Origin of the sequence: Siphonobacter sp. SORGH_AS_1065 (assembly GCF_030818595.1) — a bacterium.
In the GTDB taxonomy this organism is placed as follows: domain Bacteria; phylum Bacteroidota; class Bacteroidia; order Cytophagales; family Spirosomataceae; genus Siphonobacter.
In genome coordinates, this window is sequence record NZ_JAUTAM010000004.1 from 1399998 (window position 1) to 1425204 (window position 25207).

General features: G+C 43.3%; 21 protein-coding genes and 2 pseudogenes. 4 read left to right on the plus strand and 19 right to left on the minus strand.

Annotation, left to right across the window (positions count from 1 at the left end; all coding sequences use genetic code 11):
• Positions 1-8: 8 nt before the first annotated feature.
• Together QE390_RS06335 and QE390_RS06340 are read right to left on the minus strand one after the other, a co-directional pair.
• Positions 9-1520 (minus strand): DUF5691 domain-containing protein, encoded by a 1512-nt coding sequence (locus tag QE390_RS06335; protein WP_307141518.1) that lies wholly within the window; start codon positions 1518-1520, stop codon positions 9-11.
• A gap of 3 nt (positions 1521-1523) precedes the next feature.
• Positions 1524-2849 carry an SWIM zinc finger family protein gene (locus tag QE390_RS06340; RefSeq protein ID WP_307141519.1) on the minus strand — a complete coding sequence of 442 codons (1326 nt, stop codon included), beginning with the start codon at positions 2847-2849 and terminating at the stop codon, positions 1524-1526.
• 168 nt (positions 2850-3017) lie between these two features.
• Here QE390_RS06340 and QE390_RS06345 point away from each other — a divergent pair.
• A pseudogene (locus QE390_RS06345) lies at positions 3018-3921 on the plus strand (IS1595 family transposase).
• A gap of 87 nt (positions 3922-4008) precedes the next feature.
• Here the strand turns inward: QE390_RS06345 and QE390_RS06350 are convergent.
• From QE390_RS06350 to QE390_RS06410, 13 genes and pseudogenes are all read right to left on the minus strand, one after another.
• Positions 4009-4602: an SEC-C metal-binding domain-containing protein gene (locus tag QE390_RS06350; protein WP_307141520.1), complete on the minus strand. Its 594-nt coding sequence runs from the start codon at positions 4600-4602 to the stop codon at positions 4009-4011.
• Entirely contained in the window at positions 4595-5539 is a 945-nt protein-coding gene (locus QE390_RS06355; RefSeq protein ID WP_373424535.1) for a cyclic GMP-AMP synthase DncV-like nucleotidyltransferase, read from the minus strand. The genes QE390_RS06350 and QE390_RS06355 overlap by 8 nt, the downstream gene beginning before the upstream one ends.
• Before the next feature lie 26 nt (positions 5540-5565).
• Positions 5566-6552, minus strand: a complete 987-nt coding sequence (locus QE390_RS06360; protein ID WP_307141522.1) for a TIR domain-containing protein — start codon at positions 6550-6552, stop codon at positions 5566-5568.
• A gap of 270 nt (positions 6553-6822) precedes the next feature.
• Positions 6823-7920 carry a HigA family addiction module antitoxin gene (locus tag QE390_RS06365; protein ID WP_307141523.1) on the minus strand — a complete coding sequence of 366 codons (1098 nt, stop codon included), beginning with the start codon at positions 7918-7920 and terminating at the stop codon, positions 6823-6825.
• A gap of 35 nt (positions 7921-7955) precedes the next feature.
• Entirely contained in the window at positions 7956-8273 is a 318-nt protein-coding gene (locus QE390_RS06370; protein ID WP_307141524.1) for a type II toxin-antitoxin system RelE/ParE family toxin, read from the minus strand.
• Positions 8274-8364: 91 nt separating this feature from the next.
• Positions 8365-9268 (minus strand): annotated as a pseudogene (locus QE390_RS06375) (IS1595 family transposase).
• Positions 9269-9605: 337 nt separating this feature from the next.
• Positions 9606-9911, minus strand: coding sequence for a HigA family addiction module antitoxin (locus QE390_RS06380; RefSeq protein WP_307141525.1), 306 nt, complete (start codon positions 9909-9911; stop codon positions 9606-9608).
• 8 nt (positions 9912-9919) lie between these two features.
• On the minus strand, positions 9920-10225 hold the full coding sequence (locus QE390_RS06385; protein WP_307141526.1) for a type II toxin-antitoxin system RelE/ParE family toxin: 306 nt from the start codon (positions 10223-10225) through the stop codon (positions 9920-9922).
• Between the two features lie 287 nt (positions 10226-10512).
• The gene (locus QE390_RS06390) at positions 10513-12198 is read right to left on the minus strand and encodes a PepSY domain-containing protein (protein WP_307141527.1); all 1686 of its coding nucleotides are present in this window, start codon (positions 12196-12198) and stop codon (positions 10513-10515) included.
• A 6-nt stretch (positions 12199-12204) separates the two neighbouring features.
• Complete coding sequence (locus QE390_RS06395) at positions 12205-12480, minus strand: hypothetical protein (RefSeq protein ID WP_307141528.1); 276 nt, start codon at positions 12478-12480, stop codon at positions 12205-12207.
• A 2-nt stretch (positions 12481-12482) separates the two neighbouring features.
• The gene (locus QE390_RS06400) at positions 12483-12812 is read right to left on the minus strand and encodes a hypothetical protein (RefSeq protein WP_307141529.1); all 330 of its coding nucleotides are present in this window, start codon (positions 12810-12812) and stop codon (positions 12483-12485) included.
• Positions 12813-12908: 96 nt separating this feature from the next.
• Positions 12909-14117, minus strand: coding sequence for a DUF4374 domain-containing protein (locus QE390_RS06405; RefSeq protein ID WP_307141530.1), 1209 nt, complete (start codon positions 14115-14117; stop codon positions 12909-12911).
• 5 nt (positions 14118-14122) lie between these two features.
• Entirely contained in the window at positions 14123-16462 is a 2340-nt protein-coding gene (locus QE390_RS06410) for a TonB-dependent receptor (RefSeq protein ID WP_307141531.1), read from the minus strand.
• Positions 16463-16995: 533 nt separating this feature from the next.
• Between QE390_RS06410 and QE390_RS06415 the strand changes: the two genes are divergently transcribed.
• The 3 genes from QE390_RS06415 to QE390_RS06425 all read left to right on the plus strand — a co-directional run bounded on the left by QE390_RS06415 (position 16996) and on the right by QE390_RS06425 (position 20603).
• Positions 16996-17169 carry a hypothetical protein gene (locus QE390_RS06415; RefSeq protein WP_157830358.1) on the plus strand — a complete coding sequence of 58 codons (174 nt, stop codon included), beginning with the start codon at positions 16996-16998 and terminating at the stop codon, positions 17167-17169.
• 57 nt (positions 17170-17226) lie between these two features.
• Positions 17227-18453 (plus strand): ornithine--oxo-acid transaminase, encoded by a 1227-nt coding sequence (gene rocD / locus QE390_RS06420; protein ID WP_307141532.1) that lies wholly within the window; start codon positions 17227-17229, stop codon positions 18451-18453.
• A 170-nt stretch (positions 18454-18623) separates the two neighbouring features.
• Positions 18624-20603, plus strand: a complete 1980-nt coding sequence (locus QE390_RS06425) for a T9SS type A sorting domain-containing protein (RefSeq protein WP_307141533.1) — start codon at positions 18624-18626, stop codon at positions 20601-20603.
• A gap of 505 nt (positions 20604-21108) precedes the next feature.
• Here the strand turns inward: QE390_RS06425 and QE390_RS06430 are convergent.
• The 4 genes from QE390_RS06430 to accB all read right to left on the minus strand — a co-directional run bounded on the left by QE390_RS06430 (position 21109) and on the right by accB (position 25155).
• Positions 21109-21474, minus strand: a complete 366-nt coding sequence (locus QE390_RS06430) for a DUF2846 domain-containing protein (RefSeq protein ID WP_307143536.1) — start codon at positions 21472-21474, stop codon at positions 21109-21111.
• Between the two features lie 171 nt (positions 21475-21645).
• Positions 21646-23091 carry an amino acid permease gene (locus tag QE390_RS06435; protein ID WP_307141534.1) on the minus strand — a complete coding sequence of 482 codons (1446 nt, stop codon included), beginning with the start codon at positions 23089-23091 and terminating at the stop codon, positions 21646-21648.
• Between the two features lie 182 nt (positions 23092-23273).
• Positions 23274-24614, minus strand: coding sequence for an acetyl-CoA carboxylase biotin carboxylase subunit (gene accC / locus QE390_RS06440; RefSeq protein WP_106637039.1), 1341 nt, complete (start codon positions 24612-24614; stop codon positions 23274-23276).
• A 70-nt stretch (positions 24615-24684) separates the two neighbouring features.
• Positions 24685-25155 carry an acetyl-CoA carboxylase biotin carboxyl carrier protein gene (accB, locus tag QE390_RS06445; protein ID WP_307141535.1) on the minus strand — a complete coding sequence of 157 codons (471 nt, stop codon included), beginning with the start codon at positions 25153-25155 and terminating at the stop codon, positions 24685-24687.
• Between the last annotated feature and the right edge of the window lie 52 nt (positions 25156-25207).

Consider the following 25207-nt stretch of genomic DNA (forward strand, 5'->3'; position numbering starts at 1 on the left):
TCAACTCCTTATAAAGCTCGAATCCAGCGGCGAAGACTCAGAATTTCTTTCAGTTGAGCAGCTAATTTTTCTTCACCGGAACGGTAATACGAAGGCGTGTTTTCGGGTAATAATCCATCTATTTCAGCATCCGAAAACTCATACCAGTAATCGCTGGCCTGCCGGGCAAAGTCCAGATACACGTGTGAGCTTTTCACGAGTTCAAGCAGTTCCTGAAAAATGTGTCGACTCAACTCCGCCGACCACGAGCCCTGCAACAGCTCATTTTTTTGGAGATATAACTGCCGGAAAGGGATACGTTGCAAGATGAACTGGTAATCCTGAAGCGAGAACGTGGTAACGCCCGTAAAGGAAACGCCTTTTTGATAGGCTTCTACAAATAATTCGGGCACATTAAAGCGAACCGAGGCGAGCAACAAAGCTTTATGGCGAGCCGCCGAACGGTCGGCCTTGGCGTTTTCAATGGTAAAGAATTTCACCACGCCTGCCCAGTCCGTTTTTAAGGCTTCACGCCAAATTTGGGGATTGGTCAAAGCTACCGCTTCCCAAAACCAGTAATCACTTAAACTCTGGTATTGATAAGAATCTGGATTTTGATCATAAAAGCCCCAGTTCTGAGCAAAGCGTTGCAGAGAGAAAAAAGTGTCTTCGCCTTCGGGTAAAATTAGTTTGGGCGTAGAAACTAATCCCAGTAACTTCTTTTCCCGAATAATGTACGTGGGAAGATTTTGCTGCAAAAAAAGCTGTTCGGCTCCGGCGGATAAAAGGGCTAATAGGCGAAAAATAAGCTGTCTGATTTCCTGCGTTAAAGGTTTGTTCCCTTTTAATTCCTGCTGAATGGCTCTTAAAAAGGCCTCGTCGTCCTTAGAAAGATTCAGGGATAATACTTCCAGTAACTCTTTTCTTTCGCGGGCCGCGAGTTCGCTCCAGCTTTCTTCCAGTCGCTGGCGAGCCAGCGTGGGATTTTGTTCCCGAAAAGCATACAAAGCCTTCTTTCGTTCAGCAATTTTTCCTTCCTGCCAGCTTTTTTCCCAGTCTGTTTCGGCGGCCTGTTGCCAGGGTGAATGAAACGAGCGTAACCACTCGCCCCGCTTACCTAAAACGGGAAGAAGGGATTTTTGAATCTGAGCATCTTCGACATTAAGTACCTGCACTAAATGAGCACTAGGGATCACCCAGTCTTTTTCCTGAAGCTTTTGTAAGTAAAGGCTCAGTAACGTGGCGTTCAAAGGCTGCTGATCGAGAAGCGTTTTTAGTAAATCGACGGCTTCCTTTGGAGCTTCCAGGCGGCTTTCCTTTTCCGCTGGCGTTATGGCTGGTAAGTCCATCACGGCCCGTTTTTTCCCTGAACGCTCGTATTGATAGGTCAGGACCGCTGCCGTCAGAAAAAAACCTTCCCGATCCTGCGGGTCGGCCTTAGCCAGTAGCGTTTGGATGGACTGCGGTAAGCTTTCGGAAGAAAATTTACTTTTTTCCGTTCCCAGCAAAGCTACCTGCACTAATTCATTCCAGGTATTCATGGTTTAAACGGCTAAAAGGTGATAAGTGGCACCCAGTTGAAAGCCTAGAGGATATACGGAACCCTCGCTGTAAAGGATGGCTAAACGCATGGACTGACCGCCACTCAGAGCCAGCAGTTGAAGAATTTTCATCTCATCAAAAGCCGAATCAATAGACATGACCTGACTTTTGTTATCGCGAAGGAACCAGTCATTTTCAGCCTTTACGAGTTGAAGCTGATCCACCCAAAGGGGAATTTCATCGGCCCAGGGCTGAGCTTGCCAAATTTGATTTAAAAACGTTTCGGCTTCGGAAAAATCCGGGAAAGCGTTTGCTTGGGGGTACATATTTTCATAACCCCTGTGCTCAGCAACCAGAGCCCTGAAAGGAAAGGCCGAAGGATAAAACTGGAGCGTAGCTTTAGAAATTCGTCCCGGTACAAGCGGCGTTTCTACGCCCGCATTTTGATAAGAAAAGTTAAGAATCAAGGCGATTCGACCCGACGTATACCCATACAACCAGTTCTGCTGCACGGTAATGCGATCTTCCTCCCGGCTCATGCGGCCCAGCACCAGCCAGTCGTCGGTGACGCTTTCCGCTTCTTCACCCAGATCTTTGGCAGACCGGCCCCACCCAATGGCATTTTTAACATCTTCCTGAAGCGGAGGCTGTAACTGAGGAAGGTTTTTAAAGGCTTGCGTCCAAAGGTATAACTGACTGCATTGCTTCAATACCTCACTCTGCCAGTTGGAACCCGAATAAGCAATATGGTTAAACGCTTTTACCCCATTGGCCAGACCCGTAGCCTGAGCATCGACCATGCGGGCGGCGGTTTGCTCAAAATAGCGAGGCCCCTTTTCGGGCACGCTCAGGGTTCCTGTCCGCACCATATCTCGCAGCCACTGGCTAAGCTCCCCTACCCCGGCGTCTACTTTCTGGTAACGTTGCTGTTGGCGTTTGAGTCGGTCTTTTTCCTTTTGTTCGGGATTAACTTCAGCGGCGGGCTCGGCGGCTTTTTCGGCTTTCGTCTGACGTTTACCAATCCATTCACTCACCCAGGCGGGTTCATCTTCCGAATTTTTAAAACCGGGAGCGGATTTGGCAAAAAGTAATAGAAGGCCGAGTCCGTGCTTGCAAGGAAATTTTCGACTCGGGCAGCTACACTTGAAAGCGGTTTGCTGTAAATCAACCTGCGTTCGGTACGGTTCCTTGCCACTTCCCTGCACTTCGCCCCAAAGAACCCGAGAATTATAGGATAGAGTAACCCATTTATTTTCGACGGCTAAAGCTTTTCCCGCTTTCAGCGAGGCAGCATCAGGAGCCAGTTGTACGACCTGCTCTTCTGTCATAAATTTTCACGTAGGCTTAGCTTAACAATGCTTTTGAAGGGCCGTAAAGAAAGGAAAAGATGAAGTAAAATACTTAAGAAAGTAATAAAAACGCTAGTATATCTCTATAAATAACTATTGAACTAGGCTAATGTTTGACAGATTATAAATGCTTAACTTGAAGTAAATATGTATCACATGGAAAAGCGTTTCAAAAGTCTATCCTTGTTTGAGTTTCAAAGTCAGTTTCCTGAAGAGGAGAGGCTGTACAGAATACCTGGCTGAATTAAAATGGTCAAATGGCTTTACGTGTGTTAAATGTGGCAATGCTAAATTTTGTATCGGAAACAAAGCTTATGATCTCCAATGTACTCGTTGCAATCATGGCGAATCGCCAACGGCTGGCACGCTGTTTCACAAAAGCAAATTGCCGATTCTGAAAGCATTTTACATGATCTACTATTTGGCGACTACTAAAAATGGTATTACTAGCACTGAATTGAGCCGGAAACTTGCCCTTCGCCAAAAGACTTGCTGGCTCTTCAAGCAGAAAGTAATGAAAGCGATGGAGAGTAGTCAAAATTTTCCGATGGAAGGTAAGGTGGATGTCGATGAAACCTATGTCGGTGGTCAGGATGAAGAAGCCATGGGTCGCAATCAGGGCAAGAAGAAAATTAGGGTTGTCGCTGTCGAACGGAAGGGAAAAGGCGTTTGAAGAATGTATGGTCGCGTTCTTGAGAGGGCCGACAAAAAGAACTTGAAGAAATTTATGAGCGATACTATTCATAAAGAAGCTTGGGTTCGTACCGATGGATGGACGGGTTATAAGGGTCTTGAAACCGAATTTCCCAAGCTGAGCCACGAAAAATCTCAGTAAAAGGGAAAGAACTTTCTGCAATTGCACCGTAGCATCATGATGTTCAAGGCTTGGTTAAGAGGTACCCACCATTCTGTCCGCCATTTGCAGGCTTACATGAATGAGTACACATACCGATTCAATAGACATAAAATGAAAGAAGGAATATTTCAAAACTTGGTAAAACGGATGCTTTCGAAACCACCCTGCCCCTATCAATTAATTAGCAGCTATTAGCCTAATTCAAAAGAATTTTATACTTGAAAGTACTGGACCTTATGACGAGATCATAGTGTAATAAGTTAAAAGATCTGTATCACTTAATCAACTCAGTAGCTTATACGTGTCGCGATGACACTTACGGTATTTTTTTCCACTACCACAAAAGCATACACCAACGCGATTAGGCTCCTCCTTTTTTGCGATATATACAAGACATTTTTCAATAATTAATTTATTTCTTGTCTTAAAGATTTCGTACAAAAATTCTAAGTTTCCTTTTTGTCCATGCGGACGTTCGTCTATAAAATATCCATATAGCTCTCGGTGTTTTTGATTGAAGAAATATGGGATTATCTCAATATTAATGAAATCTATCAACGTAATGGCATTGCTACATATCAAAATTTCCTCTGTTTGAGCTTTAATACAACAATGTCCATCTGGAAATAAATGCCAGTCGATATTAATCGGAATTCTGCCTTCTATCTCATATACCAAAGGGAATCTATATGGGTAATCTTTTGTAGGTACAATTTTTATTCGATATAGATCGATAATGTCGCCATTCTCATCTCTCAATTCTATTGAACTAATAACATAAGGATGACCATTTTCCATAACTCCGTATCTTAATGTTGGGAAATGGTCACTTATACAAATCGCTTCTTGTTGGAATATATTAAGGCCTTCACTCATTTCCCCAAGGATTTGATGTATATGCTCCAACAACAATAGATGATCTAAGTTTTGATTTCTCCTCTTTGTCCTCCCCATCAGGAAAACGATCACCTAAATGCTTTTTCCATAATTTACTAGATTTTAGCTGGTTCTCTTCACGAATAGCCTTGTTAGCATCATCCAGAAAATTAGTTAGGGCCGTTAGGAATTTTTCTTTCCTAGTCTCATCAAAATGAGCGAATAAATCATCCTTAGGCGTAACAGGAACAATGCACTCGAATTTATTATCCAACGTCTTTTTTATCTCGTTCAACACGTCCCGTAAGCTTATATCATCCCGTTCATTTAATGTAATATTATCAAGAGCATTTGATATAAGAATTGTCATAGCTAGTCCACTAGGCATATAGCTTCTAATATTGTCACACCATGCTTTTTCATATTTTACTAAGCGAACTAAACGCCCTTCTTTATCTTTCTTACCACTAAACCAGTCAACCATTGCTTTAGGATCATCATCTCGCCAACCTGAGTTTTTGACTGCCAATCGATACTCTCTTCCCTCAACTTTGTAATAAACTGGGTGGTCAATCTCGTAGTCTTTTTCGAAGATAGAGCGAATACATTTTTTCCGATGCTCTGGTGTTGTACTTGTATAACCATCAACAGCATCCCATACCCATTCTTGTAGGGTGGTTGATGTCACGTCCGGCTCACGGAAGAAATAAACACCATCATCAAGATCGCAGATGTCATCTTTTGTCCTTATATCAGTCTTCATTTTCTTAGATCCTTGTATATAGAACTTAGGTACATAGCCTGGATGGTTTTCTTTGAACCACTTTCGAATTCGTTTTCTTAAACCATCCTTCGAATTCGTGACTCGTGTTCTCTTAGAACTCCCAATGGAAATTTCTCCATGAAAAGTCTGAAATAAGTGATGACAATTAGCCATTACATAGTTGTTTATTAGTTGTTAAATTAAAGCAATAGGTCAAATCTAATTAGGTTATTTTCAATAGCATCAGGTACCATAATTCTCATGGTCTTCTCAAAATTTGCTATTTCACGTCTTTGAATTCTATCCATATTATCATCTCTAGCCAGGAAATCCTCTGAAAAGATCTTTTTGACTGCCTCAAGCGATGACAAGAGCGTAGTTGGTATATCAAAAAAACTTACAGTATCTTCACTAATATCTCCTTCAATATAGAAAGGAAATGGTCTGGATGTGGTACTAACCGTAATCTGCTTTAAATTACTTGTTTTTCGCTCTAGAAAAATTGGCTCAAGATCGGATAATTTTTTAGGAAGTAACACTGTGATTGATGGGTATCGGTTTTTTACTTTAACCTTTTGCTTCTTTATAATTTTACCTGAGCTATCTTTTTCGTTTACTTCAAATTGTTTAATATGGGTAAAGGCTTCTGCAACTTTCTTTAGAAAGTTGATATAATATCCAATTGCTAGTGATGTTGATGGAAGCATTGAAAACCTGTATATGCGTTCTGCTACTTCCATTTCACGCTTAATCTCGCTACAAGCGTTTCCTACTGCTGCTACAAGATTTGCTCTATCACGATACGTAGCTCGTGTGATACCTATAAAATCTGACAGGATGTAAACTGATTCTTCAGCAATACAAAAAGCTCTACTAGGGCCAATTGACCCAAGAAAAAGGCCAAACTCGAATAATACATTATCTCTAGGTATTAACTGCTCCTTATCTTTAATAGTAGCTTTGTCATCAGGAGTAAGTATGAAAATTGCAAAATCGTAGAAAGATGCTCGGTTGATAAGATTGTCAAGAGTACTTTTGTTAAGTCCAAATAGATTCTCTGTCCATATATCAACATCCGCAATTTTATCAAAATTAGATTTCACGGCCTCCGCAACGGAAATTCCTTTGGTACTACTTGCAATAAAAATGCTCGGACGATTATCTGACGTAACTCCTAAAATTCCCATATAATTATTAGTTCGGTGGGTAATTATTGTTGTTTATTTTTAGTACATCTAATCAACTTTTAACAGACCTTCAATTCACTCTTACATAATATTACTAATTAGTCCCGACTAAGCAAAGCCAAATCGAGTTATGTATGTTTGAAAAGCTGGAAAGAAATTTTTAATTTTATTAATCGTTTAAATGCCACAAGCTTTATCCAATCCCCGAAAATTCGGTATAATTTTCATGAAATTTGTAAAAACAGAATCCGCCCTATGGATAAGTTCTGCTTAGTTTATCGCATAATCGATATCTCCTTTATTCCAGTTATAATGCTGAGTCTCATAGCATACTCGACCAGCCAATATAGCTGGATGTGTCCCAATCTTTTTAGCATATTCGGTAATATGCTCAGGATTAAAGTGTTCAGCTGTTTGATCAAAAAATTTCCAATCGGCTGGGCTGATTAAACATTCTTGAGCAAAAGTATCTGCTTCAATTTCTTCGCGATTTGATTCCTGCTTCTTCTCTATCTCTAAGTCTATATAACACGCCTCATTATTGTTTGTCAGATGTAGATAGACATGTCCTAGTTCATGAAAAAGTGTAAAAGCAAAGTTATCAATACGGTGGTGCCGAAGGGTTACAGCAATTGTAGGGCGACCTTCCGACCAAAATGACATTCCGTCAATAGGCGTTTTTTCTGCTTTTTCCTGATGTACAAACTTAATTCCACATTCATTTAAGGTCTGCTTAATGTTATCTAGGACATTTTCATTTTTAGCAATAATCTCCCGAACAGAGTTAATTACCTGAGGCTTAGATTTATAATCAAATGATGTTACAATTTGACTCTCAGCTTTATACTTGACTAATGCTATCCAAGTATAAAGATTTAATGGTTCCGTTTGAGCTTTATCTGACTTGCGAAATTTGTATACAGATGTTACATTTTTAGCCGCTAGTTCATCTATAGTGCTAACATGAAAGATTCGTTTAATTATGGGAATGTCTTCAAGTGGATCTCCAGAAATTACTTTTTGAGCTTTTAGGAAACTAACAGAAATATAATTTTTGATTGATTTCCAAAGTTCAAGAGCGGTCGCTCGCTCTTGAACTCGTTTTTGCTGCTTAGCTAAGTCTAGGTCGTAACATTGTTGAGCATTAAGCCAATAAGTCGCAGGAACATCAATTGTAGTTTCAAGTAAGATGGCGAGTTCAGCATTAATGTTTCGCTTTCCTTTAATAATTTCGTTGAGTTGCGACTTCTGCATACCTATTTGACGGGCGAACTCCTGTTGTTTGAGACCACGGGCTTCCAACTCATCGGCCAGTATCTCGCCTGGATGAGTGGGCTTGGCTGGAGTGAGACTCTGGATGTCGATCATTGCGAGGATATATTTATAAAAATGCCTGGACAGATTTAGGAATAGTGATTACTTATCTCTTCAAGGAATAATAAGATAACCTGCTGCGTTTCTGGATCGGCGACCTCTTCAAATATGAGCCGATATTTATCATCAATGCGAACTGAACTGAATCCAGCTCGGTCACCAATCAATTTTTCATAGTTGAGGCTATTTAATCGAAATAAATCTTCAATACGAGTTGCGTACTTCAACTTATTTACGGTTTTGACATATTTTTCTATTAATCTCTTATTGGATTTAAATCGCTTGTCAGCAACTGATTTCCCAGTGTAGAGGTCGGCTAACAACGTATCCCTGAACTTTATGTCCATACTAATAACGTTGGGGGTGGATTATTTGTTCACAAAAATGTGAACTTTTATTTATTCATCAAGTAATTATTTATTAATTTATTGAATTAGGCTAATAGCTGCTAATTAATTGATAGGGGCAGGGTGGTTTCGAAAGCATCCGTTTTACCAAGTTTTGAAATATTCCTTCTTTCATTTTATGTCTATTGAATCGGTATGTGTACTCATTCATGTAAGCCTGCAAATGGCGGACAGAATGGTGGGTACCTCTTAACCAAGCCTTGAACATCATGATGCTACGGTGCAATTGCAGAAAGTTCTTTCCCTTTTACTGAGATTTTTCGTGGCTCAGCTTGGGAAATTCGGTTTCAAGACCCTTATAACCCGTCCATCCATCGGTACGAACCCAAGCTTCTTTATGAATAGTATCGCTCATAAATTTCTTCAAGTTCTTTTTGTCGGCCCTCTCAAGAACGCGACCATACATTCTTCAAACGCCTTTTCCCTTCCGTTCGACAGCGACAACCCTAATTTTCTTCTTGCCCTGATTGCGACCCATGGCTTCTTCATCCTGACCACCGACATAGGTTTCATCGACATCCACCTTACCTTCCATCGGAAAATTTTGACTACTCTCCATCGCTTTCATTACTTTCTGCTTGAAGAGCCAGCAAGTCTTTTGGCGAAGGGCAAGTTTCCGGCTCAATTCAGTGCTAGTAATACCATTTTTAGTAGTCGCCAAATAGTAGATCATGTAAAATGCTTTCAGAATCGGCAATTTGCTTTTGTGAAACAGCGTGCCAGCCGTTGGCGATTCGCCATGATTGCAACGAGTACATTGGAGATCATAAGCTTTGTTTCCGATACAAAATTTAGCATTGCCACATTTAACACACGTAAAGCCATTTGACCATTTTAATTCAGCCAGGTATTCTGTACAGCCTCTCCTCTTCAGGAAACTGACTTTGAAACTCAAACAAGGATAGACTTTTGAAACGCTTTTCCATGTGATACATATTTACTTCAAGTTAAGCATTTATAATCTGTCAAACATTAGCCTAGTTCAATAGTTATTTATAGAGATATACTAGCGTTTTTATTACTTTCTTAAGTATTTTACTTCATCTTTTCCTTTTGTTTTTATACCTGTAGCCTGTCATTCAGAGCGAAGCAAAGAGCCTTATTTCCCTTTCAATTACTTTCTTGCGAATAGATTAGCTTGGCTACTTACCCTACTTCTCTCGCCATCGCTCAGCTTTGGCGGAGGTTAGTCAGGTGGTCACTCGGCTCTAGCCGAGCGACTGCGAGAGATTACTATCTTCCGTGCCCACTTATTGAACAACAGCAGAGAAATTAGGCTGCCTGTGACATTAGCTTTTGACGTTCTATAAATAAGTCGTAATCTACCTGACACCGCATCCAAAATTCTGCTTCAATTTCCAGAACCTTTTCAAGTTTCAGTGCAATTGCAGCGGTAATATTTCTCTTTTCGTTAATAATAGCAGAAAGCTGAGAAGGGTACATTCCCAACTTCTCGGCCAATTTACTTTTCGAGATTTCTCTTCCCTCTAACTCAAACTCCAGTATACTGCCGGGGTGGGGAACATACGTCAACTTAATAGGCTGATTATTTGTCCCCAGGATTTCGTATTTATTCATGTGATTGCTTAATTATCTCCGTAGTGATTGCTTAAATCTTCAACGAGAATGATTTCGCTGAGTTCATCATTTTCTATTCGAAACTCCAATCGATATTTTAAATTTATTCTTACCGAATACCGATCTGAATTCTTCAGTTTCTCAAAATTCAGTCCTTTAAATGCTCTCAATTGTGCACTGTTCTCTGCATTCTTCATCATTTGCACAACGATTAAAAATCGCTTGATTACATCTTTATTGTATTTAGGTTTCCCTTTCACCTCTCTTCCTTCTGCTAGGGCCTGTAAATAATCCAGTGTAAACTTTACTCTCATCTAGCATTTTCTGATTTGGCATTCCATACAAAGATAAATTATACAAAATGCATAAAAAATTATTTATACAAAATATATAATAAGTAACAACTTTGACTATACCTACTAAAGAAAAAGAGTTTAACTAAATACCAGATGGTCTCACCACTGGTGCGAGATTCCATCTCGCTCCTACCCTAAGCGGCAGGTTCCCACCTGCCGCTATCTGTAAAACGTATTATAAAGACCCTTGTCCACCTGAAGTTAGGTGAAAGATGATCTTATTTAAGAATTTTTCACCTATTCTCTCACGCGTGACTCATCTGACCCACTTTGCTTTTTGAAGTTTCTTCGCTGGGCTGAAGGCGTTGTTTCTGCACTATTTTCCAGAGAACAAATCCGCTCATCAGGGAAAGAATCAGGAATAATACATCGATGAAAAGAATATCGTAGGCCTGGCGGCTAAAGGTATTCCAAAACCAGTTTCCGCGAACGATACCGTCGAGTACAGGCAAGAGGAAACAAGTCACTGCTGACAAGAACGTAGACTGACGATTGACCAGATCCAGATCTTTACGAACCAGGAAATACACACTCAGGATTAACCAGGGATAAAAATACCAGTGGTAAATGTCGCTTTGTCCGGGTTTTTCCAGGAATAACAGACTTATCATCGTAAAAGCCGTTACAGGTAACAGGCTCAAACTCGAAGAGAGGTATACGTTTGCTGCCCAAAAATTAAAGGTACGTTTACGAGCAGGAATGTTCTTCTTATCCCGGGCTACCAGCCAGATCATGACCCCCGAGTTAATCACCAGGCACCCCATAATACCCAGTACAAAATAGATAACCCGAAGGGGTCTTCCGCCAAAATCACCAAAGTGCAGGTGGTAAATGAACCCTTTAACTGTCTGGATGTACGAAGGCATTTCCAGTGGCGAGCTTTCAGAGATAAATTTCTGATCACGAACGCGGTAAATGATTTCTCCTTCTCCATTCAACTGAGCATCGGTATGGGCTTTAGCCTGCACAATAACGTGCATGTTTTCATCCCCATAGTTACGGATGGCCACCATACTAATGTCACTTTTCTGCCATTGCTGCTGGACCTGACTAACTAGTCCATTGATATCGAAGGAGGCCATTAAAGGCTTGTTTGCGTAGGGATACTCGGCCTTTACTCCATAGCCCAAATCCTGATAGATTTTCTCTTCGTTTCCCTGGTAAAACAGCTTGGTATAAGGAATAATGAAAAATGAATTAAAGATCAGAATAATACCCGTCAAGGCAAAAACGAGCTGAAAGGGAAAGCCAATTACGCCTAAAACCGTGTGTAAGTCGGTCCAGACCGTCTTCCATTTACTCCAGGGTCGGAAGGTAAAGAAGTTAGACCTTAGTTTATCCCAATGCAGTAACAAACCCGTAATTAGGGCGAAGAGGAAGATGAAAGAAATAATTCCCGCCAGCATATACCCAAAAGGCACCCCTATGCGGAAAGGAAAAACCTGATTGAGCTGAGCCAGAAAGTGCAAGCGATATAAGAATTCGCCTATGGTATAAGAAGAGGCGTAATCTGCTTCTTTCTTTTGGCTGAAGTTATAAGTAAAGAAAGCGGAGTCCTCGTCACCGCGTCTGCCCCGACCGCCGCCGCGTTTGGCTTCCGGCTTTTTCTTGGGCTTATTCATCTTTTGCACGACCGGGTCGTGCGAGGTACTCATGGCGACGTAGGCTCCCACCGAATGACGCTGAATGGTAAAATCCACATCCCGTCCTTTGAGGGTATGATGCTTGGAAAGAGAGTCCAGGATGAAGTTGAAATCCTTTGTAATTTTCCCTTTGTGACTTACATACGACTCGTTTTTTTGCCAGGATGCCAGATCGTCTTTGAAAAACGAGAATGAACCTGCAAAGAACATCACATACAAAATGGCACAGATGATAATGCCGCTGATGGTGTGCGTATTAAAGTAGATGTTATACTTCCGGTTATCCATAGCCAATTAAATGAAGTAAATTCCTGAAAACAAACCGATTAGCATCACATAAATAGCCCAGGTTTTCCAGGCTTTCGGGATGAGAAACGCCACTAGTAAAAGCGTTGCCCAGAGCAGATAACCCGTAATGAAGGAAGTAATCATGACGTATTCCTTGGAAAACACGCGAGTCAGGGCAGCGTGAAAGCTGAGGGTAACCAGGTAACCACCCAGCGAACCAGCCAATAGTTTAGAGAGTTTAAGCCAGGGAGATTTAGTCAGGTATTTTTTGTTGGCAGGCATAGTTAAATCGTCATTTCCAGTAAGACACAACACACGTAGATCGCTGCAAGCCCCTGCACCCGCAGGTAATTAAAGGGGTCAATCACTACCGAAAGACAACCCACGCCCATCAATCCCACGATAAAACCAAGGATGCCGCTGGCGATGCCCCAGGTGAAGATAAAACCCACCAAAGCCGCCAGAGCTAGTACTCCTCCAATGAAGCGGGTTCGGGATTTATCCCTGAGCATATAGGCCGAAAATCTCCCCGCGACGGGGCGTTTGTTCGAGGCCGAAGTAAGTTGCCAAAAGTAAAAAGCGACAAATTGAATCAGAAATAAGGTACTTACCATAAGGAGGTTGTCATGATTGGTCAGTTATCTCTACAAACCGACAGAACCGGAAGACTTGTGTATCTTCCGGTTCTATCGTAATCCTATTCTGAAAGCTTAGTCTAGGTGTTGAATAGCCGTGATGGTTCCTCCCTCCACTCGTAAACCCTTCGTAGCCGTTTGTGTACTGGCATCAATCTTATAAACGTAGCTAGTACCGTCTTTCAGGTTTACTCCAACGTAGCCCGTTTTACCATCTTTCGGGGTATAGTTGTTAGTCGTTATATCAGAGATACTTGCGGCTTCGGGCAAACCCGTAACTGCTTTGTAGGTTTTATCAACTACGTTCACAATTCCTATCCGCACGCCTGCTGCGTAAGCGGAAGTTTTTTCTGACTTAGCCACCGCGTTGACGACGTACGTGTTATTACCTAAATATTGCCACGAAGTAACGCTCATGCCACCGCTGGCCGCTTCTACGTCAAAGAAGTAGCTTTGATCAAATTCCGTCGTACCTGATTTGATTTTTACAATCGCTGAAGGCTTGGTCGTCGACATTTTCCCATCGGTGATGGCAGTAGCGGGAGAGAATCCGTATACATCTCCATTTTCCTGTACCGAAAGACCATCCTGGAAATAGCGACCAATGAAGCTGATACGCGTATCTGTAATTACTTTTTCCAGTTTCATATCAGCATAATTGAAAATGGCGATAGAACCCTGATCAGGATATTTGGTATTGAAACTGCGGTCGTAGATGGTTTGATAGGGGGCAAACACTTTTGTTCCTACCTGTTTAATCCAGGTAAAGTGTGCTAACTCCCCTAGTTTAGTCATTTCCAGCGTATTGACTGTTCCCTCAGAAGTAATCGTCAGACTGTTCGTATTGACTTTATACCAGCTTGACGTAGGGGCCGTCAAACTCCTCGAAATTTTGAAGAGTAACAAATCATCATTTACCGGAGCAAAAGCCTGCACCGTCTCCGTCTGGAAATTCGTTAGCTTATTGAGCTTTCCATTCTGGATATTGTAAGCGGTAACGGCTCCTGGGTTCTGCTGGCCGTACAGCATGCTAAAGAACTTGCCGTTGTGCGTTACATAATACCGATAAGATCCATCCTGCTCTATGCCATTTCCTTTGGTTGAGATCGTGTCTTTATCCAGGCTTTTAGCCGTAAGTAAGTAATCTGCTACTGCTGTGGTAGCCGCAGGACTAACCGTAATGATGTAATTCCCAGGATTTGCCGGGGTAGTTTCGGTTTTGGAGCTACAAGAGGCCAGCAGGCCAGCCGCAACCGCCAGAGCGAGGGTCGATCTTAATTTCATACACATTATATTTTGAAAGAATTAAAGAAATAGCGTAAGTTCACGTAGAAGCCACGACCAGGTTTTTGTAAGCTAAAGTTGTCATAAAGTCGTCTGTCCGTAAGATTTCTTACTTCCAGCCCAATATTGTACCGGCCATTATTGATACTATAAACGGCGTTGAGATCATGAGATAATTGCATGGGAATTCCATATTTATCTCCACCGCCACTGCCCCCCAGGCTAGGCCAGTACAACCAAAAGGCATGCACATAGAGCAGGTTATAACCAATGTTAAGCACGTTGCCTTTTTGTCCCAGGTTTCGTAGCGTGAGCGAAGCATCCGCATTCCCGAACAGGTAGGGAATATTTGGCATCTGATCTTTGTATACCGGACTCAATACCAGATTATTATTGTTATCGTATACGTATTGCTGCTGATTTTGCAGGTACTGATAGGTAAGGGTTGTGCCTACCGAGAGAAACTTTTTATAGGAGTATCGAAGTTCGCCTTCTCCACCGATGGTAAACACACCATCCAGATTGTCCAGTATTAAGGCGGATTGGTTTTGATTTAACCTGGAGTAGATGTAGTTATAGGAATATCTATAAATCGCGTTGGCATTAATCAGAAAGCGATGATCTTCCCGAGCAGCAAAACCGTAACTGAATCCGGCATTAATGTTCTGGCTTTCTTCGGGTTTCAGCGAAAGATTACCCTGTACTAACTCTACGTCACCAAAAAGTTCGTTTGCCTCGGGTAGACGGTTGGCACGTTCATACGATGCCTTCAATTGGAGGCTGGGTGTTATGAAATAGCTGACGGCAGCCCCGAATCCCAGTTTATTAAACGCCTGCTGACCGGGGGTATTCTGGTAAAGGTATTTTCCAAAAATAGATGTGCTCCATTTCTCTTTTTCATTATAGGTATAGCCCAGACCTAATACGTTTTTATTAAGCCGGGGACGAACATCCCCCCTGGTAAAGTTTTCATTAAAAGCATCTGAACCCTGGCGATTAAACGTACTAAAAGCGTTACTTAAAGCAATGGACTGCTGATCCGTTAGCTTGTAGTTGGCAGTAGCCGTTACCAGTCCGTTATTATTACCGTATTTTGCTAGACTCTTTCCCCGGCCTTCACCACTGGGATGCGGTTTTGAATTGCCATACCAGTCAAAACGTGCGGATAGTGTATCAATATTTTGCTCTTTACCCAGGTTATAATTGGCATTTACGGTCAGATCAAGGCCTTTGATGAGGTCCGTTTTACGATATTTCAAAGTCGGCATTACAATGTTACCGCGTCGGTGCCAGCCGCCAAAAACAGCGACCATTCGAGCCCCCGTTTGAAGCTCTTTATAATTTTTACCAAGGGTAATCCCGAAAAGAAGCTGGTCTGCGAATTTTTTACCAACTACCCCAACATTGGCCACCAGCGTTTCATTATGATAGGTATCGTGGAAGCGTCGTACGACCGTATTAGGCTTGAAAGCCCCCGTATAGATGTCGGCTACGTCAAGGGTTACTTTATAGTTGTTGTCTGAATAATTCTGGAAGGCGTTTAATCGAAACGTAAATCCGCCTTTGGTGGTGAAAGCAGCGTTTACTACGCTACGATGGGTGTTAAAGGAACCATAAGAATAAGAAGCATCGACGTAATTCCGGTATCGATCACCCGTCACAATATTAATGGCACCTCCTAAAGCGTCTGAACCCAACCAAATAGGCACTACTCCTTTATAGACTTCCAGTCGATCAGCGATATTTATGGGAATGTTATTAATCTGAAAAGAAGATCCGAAATTGTCCATGGGGACTCCGTCAATAAAATAACGGATGCGGTTACCGGAAAAACCGTTCAAAGAAAGGTTGAAATTGGACCCTACGCCACCAGACTCCCGAACCCGTACCCCGGAAACCCGATCCAGAGCACTACTTAGGTCAAGCGTGGAGTTATACAGTTGTTTAGCATCAATGGCCGCCACGTTGAAGGCCTGTCGGTTGACCTCCTGAACTTCCGTACGCCCTACGACGGTTACCGTATTCAAGTCAACTGAATGGTCGTGAAGGATCACTTCTAAGAAACTTTCCTCCCCAGCCTTTACCTCCATTTTCTCTTCCAGCTTTTTCAAGCCTACACCCGTAAAAACGAGCGTATACTTTCCCGAAGCCACATTCGAAAACTGATACTCTCCTTCATGATTAGTAGTGGTGATTTTATTGAGTTCAGCGATTTTAACCGTAATAGCCTGAAGTGGGGAACCCGAGTAGTTACGTACTACTCCCCGAATAATGCCTGAACGCTGAGCTTGGGAAGATAAAGCGAAGGTGCATAAGCACACCAACAAAAGGGATCTAAAATACATTGGTCAATTCCGTTTAAAAAGCTAGCATCTCTTTTGTAAAGCATTCAGAGACAGGCATTTCCTGATATTTAGCCTTTCGAGCGGTACAAATATAATTTATTTAGATTAAGTCCAAATATAATTTAAGAACATAATTTCTGATTTTATTAAGATCGGTCCCCTTTCGAACAGGTCTTAATTTATACTTACGGTAGGGTTACTTAGGCGTTGAATATGGGAAGAGGTTTTACTTTTAACTATTGAAAATCAATCCATTAAATACTAAATCCAGCAGGTTTTGAATTGATTCGAACAGGCTTTTTGATCCTTATCTCGTCTTCGGTAGACGCATGCTCTTTTTTATTCAATCACTCCAGTCATAGAAGGCATCATTTCAGCAATCTGAATAGGAAGAACCAGCTATTAACCCGCTTACCGTTGCCTTTTTGAATGTATTAAGCCTGTATGGTGCTACTACTTTGCAGCCAGCTTTGCTTCAGAATTGGGGATCTGCTCCTTTTTGAGTACCTTAGCTATACCTGTAATGAATCAACATGGCCGATTTTCTCTTCAAAAAAGCAACGTTTGTTCTTTGTCCGACCAAGCTTCGGCGGTCGGCAACGGCGGGAGCTTTGTACGGTCATTTCTGTAAACTTCATCGCATCCGTACTTCTTCCGATCAACTGCTTTACGTCATTGCGACTTCCAGTGAAATCCCGGCTTTCTAGTAAACCACAACTTCCCTCATTTTTTGTTGGTATTTACTAGTTAACCTACTCATATTCATGGAAACAGCAACGCAGCGAGCGATGGCTCTCGAAGAGCAATATGGTGCTCATAATTATCACCCCTTACCCGTTGTCCTCAGTCGTGGACAAGGTGTTTACGTATATGATGCCGAAGGACGGGAGTATCTGGATTTTCTTTCGGCCTATTCAGCGGTTAATCAGGGACATTGTCACCCCCGCATCATTGAAGCCCTGACTCGGCAGGCCCAAACCCTGACGCTAACGTCACGGGCCTTTTATTCCGACAAGCTCGGCGAATGCGAAAAATACCTTTGCGAGTACTTCGGTTATGATAAAGTCCTGATGATGAATTCGGGCGTAGAAGGCGGCGAAACCGCTCTGAAACTCACCCGTAAATGGGCCTATAAAGTCAAGGGCATTCCCGCGAATGAAGCTAAAACCGTGTACGCATCGGGCAACTTCTGGGGACGCACGCTGGCAGCCATTTCTGCTTCCACCGATCCCTCTAGTACGAATGATTACGGTCCCTTTTTACCCGGTTACGTTATTATTCCCTACAATGATTTACAGGCTCTGGAGCAAACACTGGCTGCCGATCCCAACATTGCGGGTTTCATGGTAGAACCTATCCAGGGGGAAGCGGGGGTGGTGGTCCCCGACGAAGGGTACTTAACAGGTGTTCGGGAGTTATGTACGAAATACAACGTTCTCTTTATTGCTGATGAAGTACAAACGGGTCTGGCTCGCACGGGCAAGCGGCTCGCCTGCGACCACGAAGATGTTCGACCCGATATACTCATTTTAGGAAAAGCCCTTTCTGGCGGGGTTTATCCCGTTTCCTGCGTTCTGGCCGATGATGAAATCATGCTAACCATTCGTCCCGGCGAACATGGCAGTACCTATGGTGGTAACCCTCTGGCCTGTGCCGTTACCATGGCTGCTTTAGATGTATTACGTGAAGAAAAACTAGCCGAAAACGCGGAAAGGATGGGTGAGCTTTTCCGCAGTCGCATGAACGCTCTCATAAAGAAAACGAATCTTATTACGCAGGTTCGCGGTAAAGGTTTGCTAAATGCCATTGTCATTCATGATACCGAAGAAAGCGGCACGGCCTGGGAGCTTTGCCTCAGGCTGAAAGAGAAAGGGCTACTGGCGAAACCTACGCATGGTAATAAAATCCGTTTTGCTCCGCCTTTGGTTATTACCGAAGCTCAAATGCAAAAGGCTTGTGATCGTATTGAGCAGGTAGTACTTACTTTTTAAGACGTATAGAAAAAGGTTAAGGCAGCAATACCTTAACCTTCTTTTCTATTTGGAGTAATGAGAAGATTGGAATTAAATTTTCTTCGATTGGGTCATTCCAGCGTATGGCTGATTTTTGGGGTGTATTTTTGAAGCTGAATTGTCAGTCAAATCCGTCAACCCTTTCATAAATGAAGAAAATTTTACCTGCTTTATCTTTTTTGTTACTTACCGTTCTGACCTTCGGCCTCGTACTTAAAAGTAACGCTCAATCTCAACATGTAGGCTGGATCGTTTATGATCAGCTTCCTAAAAATTACCAGCTTTACGCCCGGGGCAATGATAATATGGCTCAGGTGCCCATCACGGGCAGAACGGCTGATTGGAAAAACTGGAATTATGTGTCCGTGGTTACTTATCGAAACGGCCAGCCTTTCTCCTATCACCGCTCCTCTTTCAAACCACTGACTAGTACGCAGGCTTCTTTTGAGATGTACCCCACCATCAAAGCCGAAAAAGCCGACTATTCCTTTGATATCTACTGCTGTACAGCCACTGATTCTGTTCACCTAACCCATTGCCAGGACATTGTAGCGGGCGATATCTATGCCATTTACGGCCAGTCGAACGCCAATGCCATTATGAGCTCGCCCGTTGGTGATAAGTACATTCGTACCTTTTCCAGAACGCCAGATTTTACTAATCCTGGTGTAAGTGATGCAGATACGAACTGGATCAATGCGGCCTGGACCGTCTCACCCGTCGGATATTGGGGGCTAGAGCTTCAAAACCAGATTTTACAGAAATATGGGATTCCAACCTGCGTGATTAACGGAGCTTTTCCCGGACGCTCCATTGACGAGTTAACGTATTTTCAGGGACAGCCATCCAACTTTTACAAGCACTTAAAACTTCGCATTTCTAAATCACACGCCAGTAGAATCAGGGCTTTTTTCTTCTACCACGGCGAAAACGATGCGTTTACTCACACGCCTAACTACCCGGAACTGTTCGATAAACTGCAAAAGCTTTGGGAGAAAGATTATTACCCCGTAGTGGATGAGTTTGTGATCATGCAAATGGACGTGCCTTTCATTACCTCTAATACCGGTAGTGCAATTCGAGAATCGCAGCGAACGGTTTCAGCCTTGTATCCTAAAATGAATTCTTTTGCTACCGTGGGCCAGCCGGGCTACGACGGGGTGCATTACAGCAGTTTGGGCTATGGAACGCTGGCCACTCGTTTAGTAAATTACCTTTCGCCCAAGCATTATGGCGTTCCGCAAACGGCTGGTCTTCGGGCACCCGATATTCAAAAGGTTTATTACGAAGACGAAGCCGCCACGCAACTGGCCCTTCAGTTCGACCAGCCCGTTCAGTTACCAGCCGATTCGGTGATTGGGTTTTATCTATTAAGTTTCAGAAACTTTCTTTACATCAACGGCAATGAATCCAGCGTGTTACCCATCAGCTCAGCTACGGCACAGGGGAATACGGTCCATTTAAAACTTAGCCGATCGGTCTCGCTGAATTCCCTGACGTATCTACCTTCTCATTCAGCGAATCTTCCCATTTCTCCCTTCATCGGTCCTTACATTAAAAATTCGCGGGGGCTGGCGGCTTTTACGTTTCATCGGTTCCCGGTGGGAAATGCCCTTTCTACGCCTACATTGGAAGCCCGCCTGCAAAATGGAATCGTTGTGCTTTCCTGGCCTGCTATTAGCGGAGCCGAAGCGTACATCCTTGAAAGACGATTGAGCGGTTCGGATTCTTTTGAATACCTGGCAACTGTGGAAAAAAACCAGTTTCGGGATTTGACCTTCGAGCCGCAGCAAGCATATACTTACCGCTTAAAAGCTGTGACTCGTCTCTCTGAATCGGCTTATGCTCAGGCGTCCGTGCAGACTTCCTCGATTTCTGAAGAATACTTAAGCCAAAGCCTCACACTAGGTCCCAACCCGGTTTCAGATCGGTTATTTGTCAATTTTGGTCCTACCCTTACCGGAACCCTGCAAGTGTATACACTTCAGGGAAGCTTAGTGCATCAACAGCATTTTTCTGAACAGAAAACCGACGAGCTGAATCTCTCGCTGTTACAACCCGGTACTTACATTCTTTCTGTTTTAACCCCTGAAGGAATTAAAGTCAGCAAGCGGTTTATGAAGTTCTAATAGTTTGCTACGCCATAAAAAAAGACAAGACTTAAGCGAGTCTTGTCTCTTTTATGGTGAGTAGTTCTTTCTTATTGTCATCCGCCCTGGTTGGTGTCCTCACCAACTACTAGGCTTTTAGTAATGGCTGGTGTCTTCACCAGCCAGGGCGGGAACAACCAAAACGGCCTCTGCTCCAGACGCGGCTTTATCGCGTCTCTACATTTTCAAAACCAAAATTTTGGGCCAAACTACGTTTACTACATTACAGATTCCCTCGCAGTCGCTCGGCTCTGGCCGATGTTAGCAAGCCTGTTTTTGCTGGAGAAAAGTTATTCTCTGCCCCCTACTGGTTCGTAGTCTACCGGCCAGAGGCCTAGAGCTAGGTAGTCACTCGGCCAGAGCCGAGCGACGGCGGGAATTTCGCTTTTACTAACAGTGTCCCCGGATTCCATCCGGGGACACTGTTAGTAAAACCTTATCTTTATACAATTCCTTAAGTCTTGTCTTTTTTCATGGAAATGGGTTATTGTCTAGAAGTCATACAGTTATCCGGTTTCAGATTTACCATTTTCTTCTTAGCCGTCGATTCCGTAACTTCAGTCATTTCTATACGATCCGTTATAAAGCTGGATTTAATATCACACTGAACGTAATATACTTTGCCTTTTTCAAGCGTTAATTCCAGTACTTCTTTGTCTGGTATGTTCAAGCCGCCCATCACTGAGGTAAATTTTACGGTATTAGGCAAGCAGCTATAAACGAAATAGCGTTTGTTACTAATGCGGCACTGCTCTTCGCCATTGGCCCGAATCGTAAAATTCATAGCCGCCCGATACATCTGGCTTCCCCGGTAGAATACCACTTTGGCCGAATCGGCTGAAGCCGAGATAGTTTAAGCCTGACTGTTGAAAACACCTAAACAAAAGGCCGCCAGAAAAAGAATTTTGGGATACATACGTTTGAACAGGTTATAGTTAAAATGGAGGTTTTGGTTTGGACGAAAGTAGCCAACTCTTCCCTGCTTCAGCTTTACTCACTCAAAATATTTTTCTGACTTCTGCTACTTTATTTCTTCATTCAGCTTGCTGCGTTTTTTACCATATAGGAAATAAATAGCAAAGCCGATTATTAACCAGACAATCAAACGAATCCAGGTATCCAGGGGCAGCGAAAACATCATTAATAAACAGGTCAGAATGCCCAGAATGGGAACCAGAGGAACCCAGGGCGTACGAAAAGGACGCGGAGCATCCGGCATTTTTTTTCGCATGACAATCACGCCCAGGCATACCATCACGAAGGCCAGTAATGTACCGATACTTACCATTTCACCCACGATGTGGATTGGCATGAATCCTGCAAAAAGACTAATAAAGGTGCAGAGTAACAGATTCGATTGATAAGGCGTTTGAAAACGGGGATGGAGGCTGGAGAATACTTTGGGTAATAGTCCGTCTTTGCTCATGGTATAAAAAACCCGGGATTGACCGAGTAAATCCACCATAATCACGGAAGTGTAACCGATCATAATACCCACCAGAATCAGTTTTTGAAGCCATTGATAGGGTGTTTTAGCGATGGCTACGGCAATGGGAGCAGCACTGTTCTTAAACTCGGTATAATTAGCCATGCCCGTAAGCACGAAACCAAAAACGATAAAAAGCAACGTACAGATTAATAATGAGCCGATAATCCCTACCGGCATGGTTTTCTGCGGATTGCGGGCTTCCTGAGCCATTGCTGCGACAATGTCAAAACCAATAAAGACAAAGAATATAACGCCGGCTCCCCGAAGAATACCACTATACCCAAATTCGCCAAAGGTACCTGTGTTCTCAGGAATAAAAGGATGATAATTTTCGGGGTTAATGTATTGGATGCCCAGAGCAATGAATACCACCACTACCAGAAGTTTAATGGCTACAATAATACCGTTGATTAAGGCCGATCCCTGAATGCCGCGAATAATGATGGCCGTAATGATCCAGAGAATCAACAGCGAAGGCAGGTTAACCCAACCGTGAATAACTTCGCCATTAGCCAGGGTCACTTCTTCAAAAGGCCCCATGACCAGTTGAGCAGGCAAATGAATGCCGTAGGAAGAGAGAAATTTAATCAGGTATTGCGACCAACTAATGGCAACCGTAGCCGCTCCGACGGAATATTCCAGAATCAAATCCCAGCCGATAATCCAGGCAAAAAGTTCGCCCATTGTAGCGTAGGCATAGGTATAGGCACTACCGGCGACGGGTACCATAGAGGCAAACTCGGCATAACATAGAGCACTGAACGCACAACCCACGGCTGCCAGCAGAAAGGATAACACCACTGCTGGTCCCGTGTTATTGGCCGCAGCAATTCCCGTTAAGGAAAATAATCCTGCCCCAATAATAACCCCGATGCCAATGGCAATGAGGTTCCAGGAACCCAGGCTGCGTTTCAAAGTATGACTGCCCTGCTCAGCAGCTTCCGTTTGTAGAGAAGTAATGGATTTAATCCGGCTCATTAATCTACTTGTTTTATAGGGAAAACGTAAAGATAAAGCAAGGAAGCTCAGCAGAGCGATCAATGGCTTGAAAACAGGACAAAAAAGCTTCTGAATGCGTCAGATTTGTGTATTCATTCTTCCAAAAGAAAAAGGCCGGAAAATTCCGGCCTTTCACTCACAGGTAATACTGTTGTATCGACTTATAATCCGCTGAAATCAAAATCATTCAGGTACTGAGTCGTAAAGTTTCCAGATTGGAAACCTGCATCATCCATCAAACGAAGGTGGAATGGAATCGTCGTCTTCACACCTTCGATCACGAATTCAGACAAGGCACGTTTCATGCGGGTAATTACCTCTTCGCGGCTCTGGCCCGTCACGATCAACTTGGCGATCATGGAGTCATAGTTTGGAGGAATGGTGTAACCCGTATATACGTGGCTGTCAACGCGTACGCCAATCCCACCGGGAATGTGCAGCGTCGTGATTTTACCGGGCGAAGGACGGAATCCATTTCCTGAATCTTCCGCGTTAATCCGGCATTCCATGGAATATAACTGAGGCGTATAGTTCTGGCCCGAAATAGGTACACCCGCAGCAACTTTGATCTGTTCTTTAATCAAATCAAAATTCGTTACCTGCTCCGTAATTGGGTGTTCTACCTGGATACGCGTATTCATTTCCATGAAATAGAACTTGCCGTGCTTATCTAGCAGGAATTCAATTGTACCTGCACCTTCGTAACCAATGGCAGCAGCTCCTTTGATGGCTGCTTCACCCATTTGAGCCCGAAGTTCAGGCGTAATCACAGGAGAAGGCGTTTCTTCTACCAGTTTCTGGTGACGACGCTGGATGGAACAATCACGCTCCGAGAGGTGACATACTTTTCCAAACTGATCACCAACGATCTGGATTTCGATGTGACGGGGATCTTCCACGAATTTCTCCATGTACATTCCATCATTACCGAAAGCCGCCAGTGATTCCGTACGAGCATCGTTCCAGGCTTTTTCAAATTCTGCTTCTTCGCGAATTACCCGCATCCCGCGACCACCACCACCGGCAGTAGCTTTGATGATTACTGGGTAAATATCACGAGCTAATTCAATTCCTTGTTCCAGCGATTCCAATAAGCCATCAGAACCGGGAATAACGGGAACACCCGCAGCCTTCATGGTAGCTTTGGCCGTAGCCTTATCTCCCATGGAGTTGATCTGCTCGGGGGTAGCTCCGATGAATTTGATTCCGTATTCACGGCAAATCTGAGAAAACTCAGCATTTTCCGATAAAAAGCCGTAACCGGGGTGAATGGCATCTGCTCCCGTTACTTCCGCTGCGGAGATCAAATTAGGAATGTTCAGATACGACTGACGGCTCGCTGGAGGACCGATACACACAGCCTCATCCGCAAAACGAACGTGCAGACTCTCACGATCAGCCGTCGAATACACCGCCACCGTTTTGATTCCCATTTCCCGACAAGTGCGGATAATACGAAGGGCAATCTCACCACGGTTGGCAACTAATATCTTTTTAAACATACAGTTAAGAGAATGCTTAGATTAATAATCAGGTTATTAACGTACAAATGGGGTTAAACCCGGCTATTACCTAAACTGGCTCAACTAAGAATAAAGGCTGATCAAATTCTACCGGTGTAGCGTTTTCAACCAGTACTTTCACGATACGACCTGCTACCTCAGATTCGATTTCGTTGAAAAGCTTCATGGCTTCAATGATACATACTACTTTTCCGGGTTTGATTTCAGTACCTACTTCTACAAATGAAGGAGCATCAGGGCTACCTGAACGGTAGAATGTTCCGATCATTGGAGATTTAACGGTAATCAGGTTAGAAGCAGGAGCTTCGGCAGCTACGGGGGCGGCGGCAGCTGGAGCAGCGGCTACGGGGGCAGGAGCTGCCACGGGGGCCGCGGCTACTACATGAACGGGTGCTGCCACGGGGGCAACTGAACCGTACCGTTTCACACTGATTTTCAGCTCATTGGTTTCGATGTTTACTTCATCGAGGTTAGACTGAGCGATAAAATCGAGCAGGTGCTGTATGTCTTTAGTTTCCATTTCGGGTGTTTTTGAAGAACTTTTTAATCGTTAAATAGAATTCAGCTGAATG